A 17,938-nucleotide genomic window follows, 5' to 3' on the forward strand; every position below is an offset into this window, starting at 1 on the left:
TACGGAATATGTATTAAGAACATCCATATAAGAATAGGAGAGAATAAAATGAACGAAATTATCAAAAACATCGAAGCAGCTCAGTTAAAAGCTGAAGTACCGGCATTCAACACAGGTGATACTGTAAGAGTACACGCACTGATCAAAGAAGGAAACCGTGAACGTGTTCAGGTTTTCGAAGGAACAGTTCTCAAGAAACAGGGCGGAAGCAACAGAGCTACATTTACTGTAAGAAAGAATTCTAACGGAGTAGGCGTTGAGAAAACATGGCCGCTTCATTCCCCACATGTAGTTAAAGTAGAAGTTATCCGTCGTGGTAAAGTACGTCGTGCAAAACTGAACTACTTAAGAGACCGCGTAGGTAAAGCTGCTAAGGTTAAAGAGCTTGTTAAATAATTTCATGAGTTGTAGAAGAAGGGACAATAACTAGTGTATTGTCCCTCTTTTTCCATCTGGCAGGAGAATTGAATGGATATCAGAAAGTGGAAAGAGAATTCAGCACTGCAGGAAACAAAAGATAAACTGGAAACAAAACTGGAAGACCGTAAAGTCCGGGGAATTCTCAACTGGGTTTTTCAGATTGCTGTTGTGCTGATTTTTGGAGTGCTGGTGGGAATCGCAATGTTCCAGTCAGTGACCATGCAGGAAAGTGCAATGGAACCTACTTTGCAGGTAGGAGAACGTTTTTTTGTAAATAGAGCTATTTATAAAGTGTCATCGCCAAAAAGGGGTGATATTATTGTATATAAGACCAGTGGAAGTGATGATGCGGCTTTACATATTGGCCGTGTGATCGGATTGCCTGGTGAGACAGTACAGATATCTAACGGTTCTATATTGATCAATGGGGATGTATATAATGAGAATAAGGGATTTCCTGAGATCAATAATGCAGGACTGGCTTCAGACGGAGTCTCTCTGGAGAGTGGAAAATATTTTATACTTGGTGATAACAGAAATAACAGTGAAGACAGCCGTTACGGTGACATCGGAAATATTAACAAGAAATATATTGTGGGAAAAGTATGGTTTATTATTTCCCCGAAAGATAAATTTGGATTTTTGAAAGGTTAGGTGGATATGAACGTACAGTGGTACCCTGGTCATATGACCAAGGCAAAGAGACAGATGCAGGAGGATATCAAGCTGATTGATCTGATCATCGAGCTTGTAGATGCCCGTGTACCTCTTTCAAGCAGAAACCCGGATATAGATGAACTGGGAAAAAACAAATCCAGACTGATTCTTCTTAATAAGTCGGATCTGGCTGATGAACGCCAGAATGAAGCGTGGAAAACATTTTTCCAGGCAAAGGGCTTTTATGTTGTAAAAGTTGATTCCAGAAACGGTTCCGGAATGAAGGCAATAAACAACGTTATTCAGGAAGCATGTAAGGAAAAAATAGAACGAGACAGACGCCGCGGAATCAAGAACCGGCCGATCCGTGCAATGGTAGTGGGAATTCCGAATGTAGGAAAGTCCACATTTATCAATACCTTTGCGGGACGTGCATGTGCAAAAACAGGAAATAAACCTGGAGTTACAAAAGGAAAACAGTGGATCCGCCTGAATAAGGGCGTAGAACTTCTGGATACCCCTGGTATTTTATGGCCTAAGTTTGAAGACCAGCAGGTAGGAATCCGTCTGGCCTGCGTTGGTTCTATCAAAGATGATATTCTGAATATGGAAGAACTTGCGCTCTGGCTGATTGATTATCTGCGTGAGAATTATAAGGATATTCTGGCAGATAGGTATCAGATCACAGAAGAGGGAAGTGCTGTGGAAGTTCTCGAACAGATTGCGAGGGCAAGAGGCTGTTTGAAGAAGCAGGAAGAATTGGATTATGCAAAGGCTTCCCTGATACTGTTTGACGATTTCCGTTCCGGAAAAATGGGACGTATCACATTGGAGTGGGCACCGTTATGAAAACAATAGCTGAGATCAAAGCCGAGTTTGCTGTTGCAGATATGCACAGCTACCCGGCTTTATATGAAATGTACAAAGAAGATACCAGAAGCGGAGTCAAAAAGCTGATTGAGCAGTGTCACAGGAAAGAGGCAGCGCTTGAAGCAGAAAAACAGCGCACTGAGAAAATGAAAGAATACGAGCATAAATATGAACATCTTGGATATTTATGTGGTATTGATGAAGTTGGAAGAGGTCCGCTGGCAGGTCCGGTTGTTGCATGCGCGGTGATTTTGCCAAAGGACAACCAGATTCTTTATTTAAATGATTCCAAGAAACTCAGCGCTTCTAAGAGAGAAGAGCTGTATGATGTGATCATGAGAGAGGCAGTTTCTGTGGGGATTGGAATGCGCAGTCCGGAACGGATTGACGAAATCAATATTTTACAGGCTACATATGAAGCAATGCGTGAGGCGGTAAGTAAATTAGACGTTATGCCACAGGTTCTGCTTAATGATGCAGTTACGATTCCACAGATTACAATCCCACAGGTTCCTATTATCAAAGGTGATGCCAAGAGTGTTTCCATTGCGGCGGCAAGCATTGTTGCGAAAGTAACAAGGGATAGACTGATGGAAGAGTATGATAAGGTATTTCCGGAATACGGATTCGCTTCAAATAAAGGATATGGCGCTGCGGTACATATTGAGGCATTGAAAAAGTATGGCCCGACACCAATTCACAGGAAAACATTTATCACACATTTTATTTAACCAAATCAAGTAAGTCCCCTGCGGGGGTTGCGAAGAGCAATAAGCAGTGGGTGGGAACTTGCTTGTAAAAAATACAAAAGAAGCCTACACGTAAATAGAAATGAGTGAAAAAAACTGTATAATAATACCAGAGCAACAGGAACCTGGTACGAAAGAAAATCGGCCGAATATTTAAAAGGACAGGGGTTATTTATCCTGAAATATAATTATCGCTGCCGGCACGGAGAAATCGATCTGATCGCCAGAGATAATGAATATCTTGTTTTTATTGAGGTTAAATATCGAAAAGGCAGCTGGTCCGGACGTGCTTTGGAAGCGGTAAATTTTGCAAAACAGAAAACCATATGTAAAGTAGCCAGATATTTTCTTGCGGTGGAATATCACAATGTAGACATCCCATGTCGTTTTGATGTAGTTGGGATTGACGATAAGAAAGTATACTGGGTAAAGAATGCGTTTGAATATATGAATTGACAAAAGGAAAAGATATGAAAATAAAATGGAACAGCGAACAGATTCCGAATTTGAATATAAAAAAGAATGAGGGAGTTACTTTTCTTACATATCCTGCATTTGAAGATGTGGAATGGCTTGTTCATGGGTTTAGTACTCGTCTGGGTGGCGTGAGTCAGGGAATATACAGTTCGATGAATCTTAGCTTCACAAGAGGTGATGAAGAATCCTGCGTAAGGGAAAATTATAACCGGATTGCAGCTGCTATGGGATTCCGGGCAGAGAATATAGTTACCTCTGATCAGACGCACACCTGTAATGTGAGAAAAGTGACAGAAAAAGATCGTGGAAAAGGAATTGTAACTCCGCGGGATTATACAGATATCGATGGGATGATTACCAATGTTCCCGGTCTGGTTCTGGCAACTTTTTATGCGGACTGCGTACCGTTATATTTTGTAGATCCGCTACACCATGCGATTGGACTGTCTCATTCCGGATGGAGAGGCACTGTTCAGAAAATCGGAGAAGTTACGATAAAAAAGATGGCAGAAGAGTACGGCAGTAATCCAAAGGATATGAAAGTTGCCATTGGTCCATCTATCTGTCAGGATTGTTATGAAGTAAGCCTGGATGTAATTGAAGAATTTAAGAATGCTTTTGACCAGAAACACTGGGACAAACTTTTTTATGCAAAAGACAATGAAAAATACCAGCTTAATCTCTGGGAGGCAAATCGGATTATTTTCACAGAAGCAGGAATATGTCCGGAAAATATTTCTATGCCGAATATCTGCACCTGCTGTAATCCGGAATTTCTTTTCTCCCATAGAGCCTCTCATGGGAAACGTGGGAATCTTGGAGCTTTTCTTGGCATCAGAGAATAAAAAAGAAGAAGATCTCTCTTAGATGAGGGATACTTCTTCTTTTTTCATTTATGAAGAAAAAACTATCTTGAGTTAACTTTCTCCATAAGGCTCATAATTTTTTCATTGCTGGAACGAACTTTTTCAACAGAGACATCATGATTGATGATGTCAATAATACTTGCAAGATATTTGCTCATGTTTGCCTCGATGTAATATGGTCTTGTAAGAAGTTCCGGGATGCGGTAGTTTAAGTTGGTTGTGATCACTCTGTCGAGCCATCCCTTTTCATAATATTCGTCAAACTTGTCCAGACCATCTGTAAACAGGCCATAAGTAGTGCACACAAATACTCGCTTTGCATGGCGTTCTTTTAACTGTTTTGCAACATCAAGCATACTTCCACCGGAGGAAATCATGTCATCAATAACTACAACATCTTTTCCCTCTACAGAATCGCCAAGGAATTCATGAGCAACGATAGGGTTCTTTCCGTTAACGATCGTAGAATAGTCGCGACGTTTGTAGAACATTCCCATATCTACACCAAGGATATTTGAAAAATAAACGGCTCTGGACATAGCGCCCTCGTCAGGGCTGATGATCATCAGATGATCGTTGTCAACACGAAGATCCGGCACGCTCTTGATCAGAGCTTTTAAGAACTGATAGGTTGGGAAAAAGTTATCAAAACCGTTCAGCGGAATAGAGTTCTGAACACGTGGATCGTGAGCGTCAAATGTAATGATGTTGGAAACGCCCATATCACTTAACTCTTTCAGAGCCAGTGCACAGTCAAGAGATTCTCTCTTTGTACGTCTGTGCTGACGGCCTTCATAAAGAAATGGCATAATAACATTGATACGATGTGCCTTACCTGTAGCAGCAGAAATGATTCTCTTAAGGTCCTGAAAATGATTGTCAGGTGACATATGATTCTCATGTCCACATACTGTATAAGTTTCGCTGTAATTTGTCACATCGACCATGATGTAAAGGTCAGTACCACGGACAGATTCCTTAATATAACCTTTACCTTCTCCTGTTCCAAAACGCGGGCAGTCACATTCTACAAGAAATGACTCTTCACTGTAACCCTGCGGTATAACACTAAGCTGTTTACGGGCAACCAGTTCCTTACGGAATTTTACCAGTTTCTTATCAACTTCTTCTGCAAGTTCTCTGCATCCAAGAGCTGCAATACGGATAGGTGCAACCGGCATGGATTTTTCCAACAATTCTATGTTTGGCATAATACTCCTCCTAAGTGATTTTATACTCAAAAAATAGATTTCAATATAATTTATAACATTTGCCCTAAAATACGTCAAGGAATTTATTGATTTTTTCTTGCACAATTGTTATGATATAGAAGATAATGAGTTTATATAGCTGTGCAGCAATTGGCAGATAACGTGGAAAATGCTGAATAGTTATAAAATTATCGAAACAGATGCGCATAAGCGTGTTTTAATGAAAAGATATACCGGAAAAATGATCCCACAGTTTTCGGATATATCCCAATGGAGTTAGTAATTCATGAAAAAAAATTTACACATTATATCCAGAGTTCTTCCTGACGGTATCGGAGAAGAACTGGAACTGGAACCGGGGGATGCACTGCTTTCCATTAATGGCCAGCCGGTAGAGGATGTGTTTGACTATCGTTATCTGATGAATGACGAATTTGTCACGCTCCTTATCCGGAAGAAGAATGGCGAGGAATGGGAACTGGAAGTGGAAAAAGAATACGAGGATGATCTTGGAGTTGAATTTGAGAACAGTCTTATGGACGAATATCGTTCCTGCTCTAATCATTGTATTTTCTGCTTTATCGATCAGATGCCTCCCGGGATGAGAGAAACTTTGTATTTTAAAGATGACGATTCCAGACTTTCGTTTCTTCAGGGAAACTATGTTACCCTCACGAATATGAGCGATTATGATCTGGATCGTATTATCAAGTTTCATCTTTCACCTATTAATGTATCATTTCAGACCATGAATCCCGAGCTTCGCTGTAAAATGCTTCATAATCGTTTTGCCGGGGATGCTCTTGCAAAGGTTGATAAGCTTTATAAAGGCGATGTAACTATGAATGGGCAGATTGTTCTGTGCAAGGGGATAAACGACAGAGGCGAATTGGAATACAGCCTGGAAAAGCTGGCAGAATATGCACCTGTGTTACAGAGTGTTTCGATTGTTCCGGTAGGACTTTCGAAATATCGTGACGGCTTGTATCCGCTGGAATCTTTTGACAAAGAGGATGCGAGATATCTGATCAGTCAGGTGGAACGCTGGCAGAGAATTATGGTAGAAAAGCATGGCATACATTTTGTACATGCCTCAGATGAATGGTACATTCTTGCAGGTTATGAACTTCCTGAAGAAGGAAGATATGACGGATATCTGCAGCTTGAAAATGGCGTTGGTATGATGCGCCTGCTTGAAACAGAGGTAAAAGAGAGACTTGAACAGCTTGAAGGCGATGACAGAACGGTAAACGCTACTGTTGCGACAGGGCGGCTTGCAGCGCCCTATATAGGTAAAATGATAAAGCTGGTACAGGAGAAATTTCCTAACGTACATGCAGAAGTATATGCGGTGAAGAATAATTTCTTCGGAGAGAAGATTACCGTTTCGGGCCTGATCACAGGTACTGATCTTAAAGATCAGCTCGCCAGGAGAGAATTGGGCGAGAAGCTTCTGATTCCCTGCAATATGCTTAGAAGTGGAGAGGATGTTTTTCTGGATGACCTTACGGTGGAGGATATCAGACAGGCTCTTAACACAGAAATCGTTGTGGTTGACGAACCGGGAGCGGACCTTGTAAACTGTCTGATCGAAGCACCAGACCATAAAAAGATAAGAAGGAGACAGATATATGAGCAAACCGGTAGTAGCGATAGTGGGCAGACCTAATGTAGGCAAATCCACATTGTTTAATGCGCTGGCAGGTGAGAAGATTTCTATTGTAAAAGATACACCTGGCGTTACAAGAGATAGAATTTATGCAGATGTGACATGGCTTGATAAGACATTTACCATGATTGATACAGGTGGTATTGAACCGGACAGCAGTGATGTTATCCTTTCTCAGATGAGAGAACAGGCTCAGATCGCGATTGATACAGCAGATGTTATTATCTTTATCACAGATGTTCATCAGGGGCTGGTTGATTCCGATGCAAAAGTAGCAGATATGCTTCGACGTAGCGGTAAGCCGGTTGTCCTTGTTGTTAATAAAGTAGACAGCATTCAGAAATTTATGATGGATGTCTATGAATTTTATAATCTTGGTATCGGAGAACCGATTCCAATCTCTGCGGCAAACCGTATGGGACTGGGAGATATGCTTGATGAAGTAGCGAAACATTTTCCTGAGGATGCTGATACCGATGAAGAGGATGAGATTCCGAGAATCGCTATTGTAGGTAAACCAAACGTAGGTAAATCTTCTCTGGTAAATAAGCTTCTTGGAGAAGACCGTGTGATCGTTTCTGATATTGCCGGAACTACAAGAGATGCGGTAGATACCAGAGTAAAATGGCAGGGTAAGGATTATATCTTTATTGATACAGCCGGACTTCGCCGCAAGGGTAAAGTAAAAGAAGAAATCGAGAGATACAGTGTGATCCGTACAGTGACTGCTGTGGAGCGTGCAGATGTCGTTATTGTTATGATCGATGCGTCAGAGGGAGTTACAGAACAGGATGCCAAGATCGCAGGTATTGCCCATGAAAGAGGAAAGGGCGTTATCATTGCCGTCAACAAATGGGATGCGATTGAGAAGAATGATAAGACAATCTACAAACATACAAACAGAATCCGTGAGGTTCTGGCATATATGCCGTATGCAGAACTGGTATTTATCTCTGCAAAGACAGGCCTTAGAATCTCAAGAATGTTTGAGACGATTGATGCGGTTATCGAAAACCAGACACTGCGTATCCAGACAGGTGTCCTGAATGAAATCCTTTCTGAGGCAGTAGCAATGCAGCAGCCTCCGTCTGACAAGGGAAAACGTCTGAAGATTTACTATATGACACAGGTGGCTGTCAAACCGCCTACATTTGTTATCTTTGTAAATGACAAAGAGCTGATGCATTTCTCTTATACCAGATATCTGGAGAATAAGATCAGGGATGCCTTTGGATTTGCGGGAACATCACTGAAATTCATTATTCGTGAACGAGGTGAAAAAGAATAATCATGGAACGACTGATTTGTATTGCAATTGGATATGCATGCGGACTTTTTCAGACCGCATACATTTTAGGAAAAATTTATCATATTGATATCCGCAAACAGGGAAGTGGAAATCTGGGCTCTACAAATGTACTGCGTACACTTGGCAAAAAGGCCGGAGCATTGAATCTGTTATGTGACTGTCTGAAGTGTATTGCAGCCATCCTGATCGTAAGAGCAATATTTGGAAATTCTTATGGAGATATCCTGCCGTTGCTGAGCCTTTATGCAGCAGCGGGGTGTATTCTGGGGCATAATTTTCCATTTTATCTTAATTTTAAAGGCGGGAAGGGTGTAGCTGCATCTGTAGGACTTGTGATTGCCTTTGACTGGCGGATTTTTATAATCTGCGCAATTGTATTCTTTGGATTGTTTTTCCTGACACACTATGTTTCACTGTGTTCGGTAAGTGCATATCTGGCTGCATTTATCAGTATGATCGTATTTGGACAGAGGGGTTCTTATCATATGGATTCTTCTCATATGATCGAGCTTTATATTGTTATGGGACTCTTGACAGTACTGGCGTTTTACAGACATAAAAAGAATATAAAACGGCTTCTTGACGGGACGGAAAGTAAAATTTATTTAAGCAAAAAAAATAAATAAAAAGAGGTATTTATATGGCAAAGATAAGTGTACTTGGTGCGGGAAGCTGGGGAACTGCCCTGTCTATCCTTCTTTACAATAATGGACACGAGGTGATTCTCTGGTCAGCACTTGGAGAGGAAATCACAACATTAAGGGAAAAGCGTGAACATGTGAGCAAACTTCCGGGTGTAAAGATTCCTGAACCGATTGATATCACAACAGATATTGAGAGAAGCCTGCGGGATGCAGATGTGGCAATTCTGGCAGTTCCTTCGCCTTATACCAGAAGTACCTGCAAGCGTATGGCGCCTTTTGTAAAAAATGGACAGAAAATTGTAAATGTTGCCAAAGGCGTGGAGGAAAAAACTCTTCTTACTTTAAGCGAGATCATTGAACAGGAACTTCCACAGGCAAATGTGTCTGTGCTTTCCGGCCCAAGCCATGCAGAAGAGGTTGGAAAGGGACTTCCGACTACCTGTGTGGTAAGTTCTCACCAGAGAGAGACAGCAGAATATCTGCAGGGAATCTTTATGAGCCCTGTTTTCAGAGTTTATACTACACCGGATATGCTGGGAGTGGAGCTTGGCGCAGCGTTAAAGAATGTGATTGCACTGGCGGCCGGAACCGCAGATGGTCTGGGATACGGCGATAATACCAAAGCAGCTCTGATCACAAGAGGAATTGCGGAAATCTCACGTCTGGGTGTTAAAATGGGAGCGCGTATGGAAACCTTCTATGGTCTGTCCGGAATCGGAGATCTGATCGTTACCTGTGCCAGTGTCCACAGCCGTAACCGGAAAGCCGGATATCTGATGGGAAAAGGATATACCATGGAGCAGGCAATGGCTGAAGTGAAAATGATCGTAGAGGGTGTTTATTCCGCAAAAGCAGCAAAAGAACTGGCTGAGAAATATGATGTGGAAATGCCGATCATTACAGAAATAAACAAAGTTCTGTTTGAAGGAAAAAGTGCAGCGGAAGCGGTGATCGACCTTATGGTAAGAGATAAGAAAGTGGAGACACCGATGCTTCCATGGGAAGACGGACAGTGAACTAACTGAGATGTTATAGAAAAACTGTAACTGTTCAGTACCTCGCGGGATAGCTGACTGCTGAATAGTTACGAAAAACTTTCAAATGTATCATTTACGGGAAATTCTATAGACAGAGATGATAAATATGCAAAAAGCAGATGTTATATAAATACATCTGCTTTTTGCATTTGCATGATAAAATATTTTTTAACTACTCTTTATCAGAATGCAATGTCCCTTAAATCCTCGGGAATATGTGAACTGTGAAAATTCTCATTCAGAGTATCGATCAGATCCATGTCTTCCTGTTCGATTGTGAAATCAAAAATATTGCCATTGCTTCTGATGCGGTCAGGATGTACGGATTTGGGAATTACGGAAATTCCTTTCTGAGTAGCCCAGCGCAGACCGATCTGAGCGGGAGTATGGGCGTATTTGGTTCCAAGTACACACATTACATCGTTATCAAGATATGCGCCTCTGGCAAGCGGGGCATATGCCTGTACCTGAATTCCTTTATTCTGGCAATAATCAATCAGCTCTTTCGGATAGCAGAGCGGATGGCATTCAATCTGATTTACTGCAGGTATAATTCCAGAATTGGCTTCCAGCTCTTCCAGATGACGGATTTCAAAGTTGCTGACACCGATAGAAAGAGCCCGTCCGGATTTCTGGATTTCCTCCAGTACTTTCCAGGTGCTGAGATAACATCCCGGAACCGGCCAGTGGATCAGATACAGATCAACATAATCCAGTTTGAGCCGGTCCAGGCTTCTTTCAAAAGCACCCTGAATGTCTCCCAGACGCTGTGCGGTATTCCATACTTTTGTAGTAATAAAAAGTTCATTTCGCGGTATTCCGCAGCTGGCGATTCCCCGTCCTACATTTTCTTCGTTCTTATATACGGAGGCTGTATCAATCAGACGGTATCCTGATTCAACAGCAGAAATAATAGCACTTTCAGCCTCGTTTTCCCCGGTGGCTTTGTACACTCCCAGTCCGAGTAAAGGCATCTCTCTGTTTGTGTTCAGAAAAACAGTATTATCCAAAACAATTCCTCCAATTCCTATATACACTTTGGGCAAGCCGCTTTGCCCGATAATCTTGTCCAAGTATAACATAAAAATGTGTCAGAAGTACATAAAAATTATTAAGTTTTTGCAAGAATACATTGTTAACAATATAACATAACGGTCAAAATATTAACACTTCTTGTGAAAAAAGCTATTTCAAAGCATATATTTCAAAATTTTTTTAGTGATTATTTATGCTAAATGGCTTGCGAAAACGAAAAAAAAGATGTATAATATCAGTAAATTGATAATTTATTGTCATAAAAAAAGACTGAATTTTATAAATTCAGTGTATTTTTCAATAGAAGGGAGCATTTAACCATGCATTTAATCAAAGATGAAAATGGGAATCTTGTCCAGCATGGACATGGACACACCCATGAACATACCCATGAAGATGGTATGACTCATACTCATGAGCATACTCATGGCGAAGGTCATGATCATGGACATTCTCATACAGATCATGCCTGTGATACTGCTCATTGCGGATCATGCAGTGAAGGTGACTGCAAGAATGAGACACTGGCTCTTCTGACGTATATGCTCCAGCACAATGAGCATCATGCTCAGGAACTGGATCAGATGGCTGACAATCTTGCCAAGATGGGAATGGATGCAGCATGTAAGACCATTAAGGAAGCTGTTGCAGATTTCCAGAAAGGTAATATGAGACTTGGACTTGCCTTAACACTTGTTAAAGAAGAGATGAAATAGGAGGCGATATCACATGTGTCTGGCAACTGTATATAAAGAAAGTGACGATTCTGTTATTTTTAAAAATGTTTCCCGCATTGATGTAGATGGAAACAAACTGATCCTCAGAGATATTATGGGAGATGAGAGAGTGGTAGAGGGGACTATTTTGATGGTTGACCTTGCTAACAGTATTGTGAAACTGAAATGTGACTGATATCAGGTCGGGAGTAAAATACTTTTTAAACCTGACATACTATATTGAATTAAGACAGATTTAGGAGGCACCTGGTTTTATGGCACACGTAATTGCTGTCGCGGGAAAAGGCGGCGTAGGAAAAACAACATTATGCGGAATGCTGATCCAGTACCTGTGTGAAAAGGGTAAAGGGCCGATTCTTGCGGTAGATGCTGATGCAAATTCAAATCTTAATGAAGTTCTTGGCGTAAAAGTAGAGACAACTCTTGGTGATGTGCGTGAGGAAATTGCACGTGCTGAACTTGCAAAAGAGAATCCGATTCCTACCGGAATGTCCAAGGCGGATTACGCAGAGATGCGCTTTGAAGATGCACTGGTTGAGGATGATGACTTTGATCTTCTTGTTATGGGAAGGACACAGGGAAAGGGCTGTTACTGTTATGTGAATGGTCTTCTTCAGACTCAGCTTGCAAAATATCAGAATAATTATCCATATATTGTTGTAGATAATGAAGCCGGAATGGAACATATCAGCAGAGGCGTTCTTCCGAGTATGCAGACTGCTATTCTGGTCAGTGACTGTTCCAGAAGAGGAGTACAGGCAGTAGGCAGAATCGCAGAACTTATTAAGGAATGTGATATGCATCCTGACACAGTCGGGCTGATTATCAACCGAGCTCCGAAAGGAGAACTGAATAAAGGAATTCAGGAAGAGATTGCAAATCAGGGACTGACACTTCTTGGCGTTGTTCCTCAGGATGAGACAGTCTATGAATATGACTGTGAAGGACGTCCTACAAGCACACTTCCGGAAGACAATCCTGTCAAGACTGCACTTCGTGCAATCGTTGATAATTTAAAATTATAAAATACACCCCTTGTCGGATGGGAATCCGACGAGGGATGTTTGTGCGCATAGGAAATCTATATATGCAGAAATAAATACAATTTTATATCTTTATTTTTTTAGTTAAATAACCCATGGGAGGGGATGGGTTATCACAGTTATCTTTAGCGGAGCCAATTCTTCAGATATAGATAACCGGGATTTCCTGCCTATGGGATTATTAATAAAATAAAAATGTGTATCTTAAGGAATACACAAACCAGAATTAAAGGAGGTCTATAATGAGTGAATTCAAATTAACTACAGTGGAAGAGTTTGAAGAGGCTACTGCCAGACTTTTGGAGACAGGTGCAAAAGTAGGAGCTGATGCATGGCAGTTCCGTGTAAAGAACCAGACTCCACATTGTAAATTCGGTGAGCAGGGTGTCTGCTGTCGTATCTGTTCTATGGGACCATGTCGTATTACCCCTAAAGCACCAAGAGGTGTCTGTGGATGTGACGCCCATGGTATCGTAGGAAGAAACTTCCTGAAATTTACAGCAGGCGGTGCAGCTACTCACTCTGATCACGGTCGTGAAATCTGCCACACATTATATTGTGCAAAAGACGGTGGAAACTATCAGGTAAAAGATCCTGAGAAACTGATCCGTATTGCGAAAGAATGGGGCGTAGAGACAGAAGGGAAAGATATCTATGATCTGGCTCATGAAATGGCTGAGACAGGATTGATGGAATATGGTAAACCATTTGGATATCAGAGATTCCTTGACAGAATGCCAGCAGGACAGAAAGAGAAACTGATTGAAAATGAAATTGCACCACGTGCGATCGACCGTGAGGTTTCTACTTCTTTACATATGGCTCATATGGGATGTTCTTCTCTTCCGGAAGCTCTTGTAAAACAGTCTATCCGCTGCGGTCTTGCTGATGGATGGGGCGGTTCCATGATGGGAACAGAGTTTTCTGACGTATTATTCGGAACTCCGAAACCAATTGACACTGAAGCTAACCTTGGTGTAATGGTTGAAGAGAACGTAAATATCGTTGTACACGGACATGATCCGAGCCTTTCTGAGATGATCTGTGAATATGCAGACAGTAAGGAAATGATCGATTATGCAAAATCTGTAGGAGCAAAAGGAATCACTGTTTCCGGTGTATGCTGTACTTCAAACGAAGTAGCTATGCGTCGCGGTGTTCCGATGGCCGGTAACTTCCTGCAGCAGGAGAATGTAGTACTGACAGGTGCCTGCGAAGCAATCGTAGTAGACGTTCAGTGTATCTTCCCTGCATTAGGACCTTTAAGCAAATGCTTCCATACTAAATTTATCACAACTTCTCCGATTGCTCAGATGCCGGATGCTGAATTTATCAGATTCAATGCTGAGACAGCAGGAGAGAATGCGAAAGCGATCGTTAAGATGGCTATTGATAACTTCAAGAACAGAAAGCCTGAACTTGTACATATCCCACAGCTGAAACAGAAAGCTACAGTTGGATATTCCGTAGAAGCAATCGTTAAGGTTCTTGACAGTGTTACAAACTCTCAGGTTGATGAGACAGGAACAACCAAACCATTACTTGAGTGCATCACTTCCGGTGTTATCCGTGGTGCTGTTGCTATGGTCGGATGTAACAATCCTAGGATCCGTCCTGACTATGCACATATTGAATTGATGAAGAAATGTATCGCCAACGATATCGTTATCATTGCATCAGGATGTTCAGCACAGGCAGCTGCAAAAGCAGGTCTTATGGACAAATCTGCCAAAGATCTCTGCGGCGCAGGTCTGAAACGTGTCTGTGAACTGGCTGATATCCCACCGGTACTCCATATGGGATCATGCGTAGATATTTCCCGTATGATGATCCTTGCTGCTGAACTTGCAAAAGATTCAGGTCTTCAGATCAATCAGCTTCCTGTAGTTGGATGTGCACCGGAATGGATGTCTGAAAAAGCTGTATCCATCGGTAACTATGTAGTAGGTACCGGTATTGATACATTCCTTGGTGTTGATCCATATGTTTCCGGTTCTTCAGAAATGTGCGAACTTCTTACAGAAGGAACCAGAAAATGGACAGGTGCTGCTTATACAGTAGAAAAAGACATTGATAAATTAGTTGATCTTATGATCGAGAGAATTGAAGAAAAGAGAACAGCATTAGGAATCTGATCTGCTGTGATCTGAAAACGAAATAAAAGGTGGATGACGTAAAATGAAAATAGCAGTTACAGGAAAAGGCGGCGTAGGCAAAACCACTTTTGCAGCAACGCTGGCCAGGTTGTATGCAGCAGAGGGCAGACCGGTACTTGCAGCAGATGTGGATCCGGATGCGAATCTTGGTCTTGCATTAGGCTTTGATGAAGAAACTCTGGATTCTATTGTACCGATTTCAAAGATGCGTAAGCTGGTGGAAGAACGTACAGGTGCTACAGCAGGAAATCAGTTCTATCATCTGAATCCGAAAGTAGACGATATTCCGGAGAAATATGGTAAGGTCTGTAATGGCGTACGGCTCCTTGTCCTGGGAACTGTCGAGACAGGCGGCGGCGGATGTGTATGTCCGGAGCATGTAATGCTGAAACGTATTATTAACAATCTGGTACTGAGAAGAGAAGATGTAGTAATTCTTGATATGGAAGCCGGCCTGGAGCATCTCGGCAGAGGAACCACAGAAGGAGTAGACGCATTTATCGTAGTGATTGAACCAGGTGCAAGAAGTGTGCAGACATATAAAAATGTAAAGCGTCTGGCAAAAGATTTAGGGGTATCCCAGGTAAAGGTTGTTGCAAATAAAGTGCGCAACGAGGATGATGAGAACTTTATCAGAGAACGGATTCCACAGGAAGATCTTTTAGGAATGATTCATTACAATACAGAGGTAATTGATGCGGACAGACAGGGCAAGTCCCCCTATGATTTCAGCAAAACAGTTACCGATGAGATCATTAAGATAAAAGAAAAAATAGATCGTCAATAATCTCATATATTAGGAGGTAAACAAAAGTGACTTTATTTGAAAGTGTTTTTGCGGGAAACGACGCGGTTTATGGACTGACAGAGGGTGCCATTAACCAGGCAATTGAGAAATACGGCGCTGACAAAGCAGTCAGCTTCCCTGATACAGCATATTCCTTACCATGCTACTATGCAGTAACAGGAACAAAGGTTGGAACTCTTGCAGAGTTAAAAGATGCTCTTGCAGTAGTAAAAACTCTTATGACAAGAGAGAAGAGAACACATGATGTATTTATGTCAGGTGTTGCTACAGCTCTCTGCGCAGAATTTATCGAAGTTCTGAAATATATCGACGGAGCAGTTCCTTATGAAGCTCCTTGCTACGGACATCTTGCAGATGCAGTGATCCGTGAACTTGGTGTACCGCTTGTAACAGGCGATATCCCAGGTGTAGCAGTTATCCTTGGAAAAGCTCCTTCCGCTCAGGAAGCAGCAGACCTTGTTAAATCCTATCAGTCTCAGGGTATCCTGATTACTCTGGTTGGTGACGTTATTGACCAGTTAGAGGAAGTTGGATACAAGACAGGTGCTAACGTACGTGTTATCCCGCTTGGAAAAGACGTTACAGCAGTTATCCATGTAGTATCTGTAGCACTTCGTGCAGCTCTTATCTTCGGTAACGTGAAACCAGGTGATGCTGCAACTCTGATGGATTACACAATGAAACGTGTACCTGCATTTGTTAATGCATTTGCACCGTTAAATGATGTGATCGTAGCTTGTGGTGCAGGCGCTATCGCTCTTGGATTCCCGGTTATCACAAACCAGGAAGATGTTGCAAGAGTACCGAAGAGCCTTATCTGCCAGAAAGACATCTCCAAATGGAATGCAACTTCTCTGGAAGCCCGTGACATCAAGATCAAAATTACAAACATTGATATCCCTGTTGCTTTCGCATCTGCATTCGAAGGTGAGATTATCCGTCGTAAAGATATGCAAGTTGAATTTGATGGTTCCCGTGTAGACTGTGCAGAGCTTGTACATACATGTGAACCAAGTGAAGTAGAAGACCACAAGATCACAGTTGTTGGTCCGGAAGTAGACGACATGGAACTTGGCAGCAAGAACAGCATTGCATATGTTGTTAAAGTTGCAGGTAAAAACATGCAGCCTGACTTTGAACCGGTTATCGAGCGTAAGTTCCATAACTACATCAACTGTATCGAAGGTGTATACCATACAGGACAAAGAGATATGCAGAGAATCCGTATCAGCAAAGATGCATTTGCTGCAGGCTTCAAGATCAAACATATCGGTGAAGTTCTCTATACACAGGTTAAAAATGAATTTGACGCAGTTGTTGATAAATGTGAAGTTACTATTTATACAGATCCTGCTGAGTGTACAAGAATCCGTCATGAAGTTGCTATCCCGATCTTCGAGAAACGTGATGACCGTCTGAATACTCTGACAGACGAATCTGTAGATGTATATTACAGCTGTATCCTCTGCCAGGCATTCTCCCCGTCTCACGTATGTGTTGTTACACCTGAGAGACTTGGACTTTGCGGTGCCGTTTCATGGCTGGATGCAAAAGCTACCAACGAGCTGGATCCAAACGGACCTTGCCAGGTAATTACAAAAGAAAGACCTATTGATGAGAACCTTGGTTCTTATGAAGACGTAGATGAAGCTGTTAAGAAATTCTCCCAGGGTGCATTAGAGCACGTTACACTGTACTCTATCATGCAGGATCCTATGACATCATGCGGATGCTTCGAGTGTATCTGTGGTATCGAGCCATTCTCCAATGGTGTTGTTATTGCTAACCGTGAGTATGCAGGCATGACACCTCTTGGAATGACATTCTCAGAAATGGCATCCATGACAGGTGGTGGTGTTCAGACACCTGGTTTCATGGGACATGGTAAACATTTCATCAGCTCCAAGAAATTCATGAAGGCAGAAGGCGGTATCGAACGTATCGTATGGATGCCAAAAGAATTAAAAGAGTTTGTTGCTGAACGTCTGAACAACACAGCAAAAGAACTCTACGGAATTGACAACTTTACAGATATGATCGGTGATGAAACAATTGCTACTGATCCGGAAACACTGGTTGGCTTCCTTACAGAAAAAGGCCATCCGGCATTAGCTCTTGAGCCGATGATGTAAAGCATGGTGGTTTCCCCGGAGGTATTATGGAGTCATGCGGAGGCTTTCAATAAGCCTCCGGGTTTAAACGCCCAAAAGCGTATAGATAAAAACCATAGTATATTATATTTCAAGGACA

The 17,938-nt window shown here is 41.9% G+C and carries 18 protein-coding genes; 16 read left to right on the forward strand and 2 right to left on the reverse strand.

The genetic code is table 11. The annotated features are described in order from the left end of the window. The first annotated feature begins 48 nt into the window (after positions 1 to 48). From rplS to pgeF, 6 genes are all read left to right on the forward strand, one after another. Positions 49 to 396, forward strand: coding sequence for a 50S ribosomal protein L19 (gene rplS / locus WKT11_RS03395; protein ID WP_117674571.1), 348 nt, complete (start codon positions 49 to 51; stop codon positions 394 to 396). A 72-nt stretch (positions 397 to 468) separates the two neighbouring features. Then, the gene (gene lepB / locus WKT11_RS03400; protein WP_117674570.1) at positions 469 to 1,074 is read left to right on the forward strand and encodes a signal peptidase I; all 606 of its coding nucleotides are present in this window, start codon (positions 469 to 471) and stop codon (positions 1,072 to 1,074) included. 6 nt (positions 1,075 to 1,080) lie between these two features. Continuing rightward, complete coding sequence (gene ylqF, locus WKT11_RS03405) at positions 1,081 to 1,926, forward strand: ribosome biogenesis GTPase YlqF (RefSeq protein ID WP_117674569.1); 846 nt, start codon at positions 1,081 to 1,083, stop codon at positions 1,924 to 1,926. Next, complete coding sequence (locus WKT11_RS03410; protein WP_117674568.1) at positions 1,923 to 2,678, forward strand: ribonuclease HII; 756 nt, start codon at positions 1,923 to 1,925, stop codon at positions 2,676 to 2,678. The genes ylqF and WKT11_RS03410 overlap by 4 nt, the downstream gene beginning before the upstream one ends. Positions 2,679 to 2,792: 114 nt before the next feature. Next, positions 2,793 to 3,152 (forward strand): YraN family protein, encoded by a 360-nt coding sequence (locus WKT11_RS03415; protein ID WP_117674567.1) that lies wholly within the window; start codon positions 2,793 to 2,795, stop codon positions 3,150 to 3,152. 14 nt (positions 3,153 to 3,166) lie between these two features. After that, the gene (pgeF, locus tag WKT11_RS03420; protein WP_117674566.1) at positions 3,167 to 4,018 is read left to right on the forward strand and encodes a peptidoglycan editing factor PgeF; all 852 of its coding nucleotides are present in this window, start codon (positions 3,167 to 3,169) and stop codon (positions 4,016 to 4,018) included. A gap of 62 nt (positions 4,019 to 4,080) precedes the next feature. On the opposite strand, the gene WKT11_RS03425 is transcribed toward pgeF, so the two are convergent. Continuing rightward, a complete protein-coding gene (locus WKT11_RS03425; RefSeq protein WP_117674565.1) occupies positions 4,081 to 5,250 on the reverse strand; it encodes a ribose-phosphate pyrophosphokinase in 1,170 nt (389 codons plus the stop codon). A gap of 286 nt (positions 5,251 to 5,536) precedes the next feature. Here WKT11_RS03425 and WKT11_RS03430 point away from each other — a divergent pair, with 286 nt between their 5' ends. Genes WKT11_RS03430 through WKT11_RS03445 form a run of 4 tightly spaced genes read left to right on the forward strand, consistent with a single transcriptional unit; the run spans position 5,537 to position 9,888 of the window. After that, positions 5,537 to 6,919, forward strand: a complete 1,383-nt coding sequence (locus WKT11_RS03430) for a DUF512 domain-containing protein (protein ID WP_117674564.1) — start codon at positions 5,537 to 5,539, stop codon at positions 6,917 to 6,919. After that, a complete protein-coding gene (der, locus tag WKT11_RS03435; protein WP_117674563.1) occupies positions 6,882 to 8,207 on the forward strand; it encodes a ribosome biogenesis GTPase Der in 1,326 nt (441 codons plus the stop codon). The genes WKT11_RS03430 and der overlap by 38 nt, the downstream gene beginning before the upstream one ends. A 2-nt stretch (positions 8,208 to 8,209) precedes the next feature. Next, the gene (plsY, locus tag WKT11_RS03440) at positions 8,210 to 8,854 is read left to right on the forward strand and encodes a glycerol-3-phosphate 1-O-acyltransferase PlsY (RefSeq protein ID WP_181977647.1); all 645 of its coding nucleotides are present in this window, start codon (positions 8,210 to 8,212) and stop codon (positions 8,852 to 8,854) included. A gap of 14 nt (positions 8,855 to 8,868) precedes the next feature. Then, complete coding sequence (locus WKT11_RS03445; RefSeq protein ID WP_117674561.1) at positions 8,869 to 9,888, forward strand: NAD(P)H-dependent glycerol-3-phosphate dehydrogenase; 1,020 nt, start codon at positions 8,869 to 8,871, stop codon at positions 9,886 to 9,888. 203 nt (positions 9,889 to 10,091) lie between these two features. Here the strand turns inward: WKT11_RS03445 and WKT11_RS03450 are convergent, their stop codons facing one another. Continuing rightward, positions 10,092 to 10,919, reverse strand: a complete 828-nt coding sequence (locus tag WKT11_RS03450) for an aldo/keto reductase (RefSeq protein ID WP_117674560.1) — start codon at positions 10,917 to 10,919, stop codon at positions 10,092 to 10,094. Between the two features lie 345 nt (positions 10,920 to 11,264). Between WKT11_RS03450 and WKT11_RS03455 the strand changes: the two genes are divergently transcribed. From WKT11_RS03455 to acsB, 6 genes are all read left to right on the forward strand, one after another. Continuing rightward, complete coding sequence (locus WKT11_RS03455; protein ID WP_008703892.1) at positions 11,265 to 11,660, forward strand: hypothetical protein; 396 nt, start codon at positions 11,265 to 11,267, stop codon at positions 11,658 to 11,660. 13 nt (positions 11,661 to 11,673) lie between these two features. After that, on the forward strand, positions 11,674 to 11,856 hold the full coding sequence (locus tag WKT11_RS03460) for a CooT family nickel-binding protein (protein ID WP_008703891.1): 183 nt from the start codon (positions 11,674 to 11,676) through the stop codon (positions 11,854 to 11,856). Positions 11,857 to 11,935: 79 nt separating this feature from the next. Further along, positions 11,936 to 12,706, forward strand: coding sequence for an ATP-binding protein (locus WKT11_RS03465; protein ID WP_008703890.1), 771 nt, complete (start codon positions 11,936 to 11,938; stop codon positions 12,704 to 12,706). A gap of 260 nt (positions 12,707 to 12,966) precedes the next feature. After that, on the forward strand, positions 12,967 to 14,859 hold the full coding sequence (cooS, locus tag WKT11_RS03470) for an anaerobic carbon-monoxide dehydrogenase catalytic subunit (RefSeq protein WP_019161838.1): 1,893 nt from the start codon (positions 12,967 to 12,969) through the stop codon (positions 14,857 to 14,859). Between the two features lie 43 nt (positions 14,860 to 14,902). After that, positions 14,903 to 15,667, forward strand: coding sequence for an ATP-binding protein (locus WKT11_RS03475; protein WP_019161837.1), 765 nt, complete (start codon positions 14,903 to 14,905; stop codon positions 15,665 to 15,667). A gap of 26 nt (positions 15,668 to 15,693) precedes the next feature. Continuing rightward, positions 15,694 to 17,820 (forward strand): acetyl-CoA decarbonylase/synthase complex subunit alpha/beta, encoded by a 2,127-nt coding sequence (acsB, locus tag WKT11_RS03480; protein ID WP_117674559.1) that lies wholly within the window; start codon positions 15,694 to 15,696, stop codon positions 17,818 to 17,820. The last annotated feature ends 118 nt before the right edge of the window (positions 17,821 to 17,938 follow it).

It is taken from the genome of Blautia sp. HCN-1074 (assembly GCF_037890165.1).
GTDB lineage: Bacteria > Bacillota > Clostridia > Lachnospirales > Lachnospiraceae > Blautia_A.